Annotated in this window: 2 protein-coding genes; one reads left to right on the top strand and one right to left on the bottom strand. The window is 45.3% G+C overall.

Annotated features, from left to right (window positions below; genetic code table 11):
• On the bottom strand, positions 1-267 hold a 267-nt coding region (gene tnpA / locus BVJ53_RS14670; protein ID WP_129302975.1), incomplete at its 3' end, for an IS200/IS605 family transposase.
• Positions 268-387: 120 nt separating this feature from the next.
• On the opposite strand from tnpA, the gene BVJ53_RS14665 reads away from it, so the two are divergent.
• A complete protein-coding gene (locus BVJ53_RS14665; RefSeq protein ID WP_129302974.1) occupies positions 388-1,638 on the top strand; it encodes an RNA-guided endonuclease InsQ/TnpB family protein in 1,251 nt (416 codons plus the stop codon).
• Positions 1,639-1,845: the final 207 nt, after the last annotated feature.

The raw sequence follows: 1,845 nt of genomic DNA, 5'->3' as shown, positions 1-1,845 counted from the left end.
ATCGCGAATTTCTGGATGCCGTTTGAGAAAGATAAAGGCACTTCTGCCCTTGAGCGCTTTGATGGCACTGGTTGGTGCCTTGCTAGGCGGAAAACTGATCAATACATGGACATGATCGGGCATGACTTCCATTTTTTCGATCACAATTTCATTATCATCGGCAACCTTTTGCAGAATGACCTTCATTTCATCTACCAGTTTCCTGGTTACAAAAGTTTGATGCCGATATTTCGTTACCCAGATCAAATGGTAATGAAAGTTATAGATATAGCGTCTAGTATAAACAGCGTCTTGGTTTTTTTCCTTGAGTCATAAAAGTCACCTCAATTGTTAGGGTTATTGGTTAACGCTATAATACCATCATAGCAAGAAAAGAGGTGAGATTAAATGAAGTCAATGGCACAATTAGAATATCATTATGGCTTGAAGATTCGCATCTACCCAAGTGACCGCCAAAAGCAATTGATTAAGCTTAACAGCGATGCCAGTCGCTTCGTCTATAACGAGATGGTGGTGATTGGTAAAGAACTCTGGCAATTAAAACAAGTCAAGCTGCCAATTGATACGGTTCAAACTCGAATCAAGCAGCTTGAATTACGGCAAAATGCCAAGCAGTTGTCCAATCATTTCCAATTCTTAGAAGACAAGCGCATTGACAGTCTGGCTAAGGCTAACGCTATCCGGAACTACCGCAAGGCATGGAAAGCCTTTCGGAAGGTTCATGGTACTGGCGTCCCAAAATTCCACCGTAAAAGCTATGCGTGGTGCTATCAGACTAATTGCCAATATATCAAGCAGAAAACGGCGCAGCTAACCAACGGGACCGTCTGCTTTGAAGACCTCAAGCACATTTTAGTGCCTAAGTTAGGTCGGCTACGCATTAAAGGCTCCCACAAACGATTACTGAGTCGGCAAGCAGAAATTCGCATTGGCACGGTCACGATTACTAAGGACGCTGCCGACCGTTTCTTTTTATCCATGCAGCTGGGTTCTGATACACCGTTCATCACGAAGCCTGCCAAAACCAATCGGCAAACCGGCATTGACCTCAACACGAAAAACTTCTTGACGACCAGTGATGGCAAAGTTGTCGCAAATCCGCGCCACTATCGAACGATTAAGGGACGACTGGCTAAGGCTCAACGTGTTTTGTCGCGCCGTGCCCGAAGGGCAAAGAAAGAGCATCGGCCGTTACGTAACAGTAAGAATTACCAAAAACAGCGCTTGGTAGTTGCTAAGATTCATGCACGGGTTCTAGATCGGCGTAAGAACTTCTTGCACAACGTCTCAACCACACTAATCAAGAACCACGATTTAGTGGTTGCAGAGGAATTGCGAAGTAAGAACTTACTAAAAAATCATGCTTTGGCAATGAGTATCGCAGACGTAGGCTGGCGTACCTTCTTAGGCATGCTAACTTACAAGGCTGACCTTTATGGTCGCCAGTTTGTAACGATCAATCCTAGGAATACCACTCAAACCTGTCATAGTTGCGACTTCGTCATGGGAACCGAAGGCACTGATAAGCTGAGGCTTGCTGATCGAGAATGGACGTGTCCTAAATGCCATACCCATCACGTTCGCGATCACAATGCCGCGCAGAACATACTGATCAAAGGGCTTGCTAAATTAGCCTGATTAGGCTCGTCCCTATGGCAACCTGGGGACGCTAAAGGCACTGGTAATTGCCGTGTAAGACAAAGCAGTTCTACGAACTGCCTGCAGTGGTGTATCTGTGCAAATTGTGATTCAAGCGCTCGTAAGAAGGGTGTTTGCTCACAAGCCACTGACTTTAGTCAGTGGTGGTTGACACATCGTGTGGCAAGATTCTGATACGACGATTAA

The organism is Lacticaseibacillus chiayiensis, from assembly GCF_004123795.1.
GTDB lineage: Bacteria > Bacillota > Bacilli > Lactobacillales > Lactobacillaceae > Lacticaseibacillus > Lacticaseibacillus chiayiensis.
Note: the sequence above shows the minus strand (reverse complement) of the source record. Positions and strands in the feature narration are given on the sequence as shown.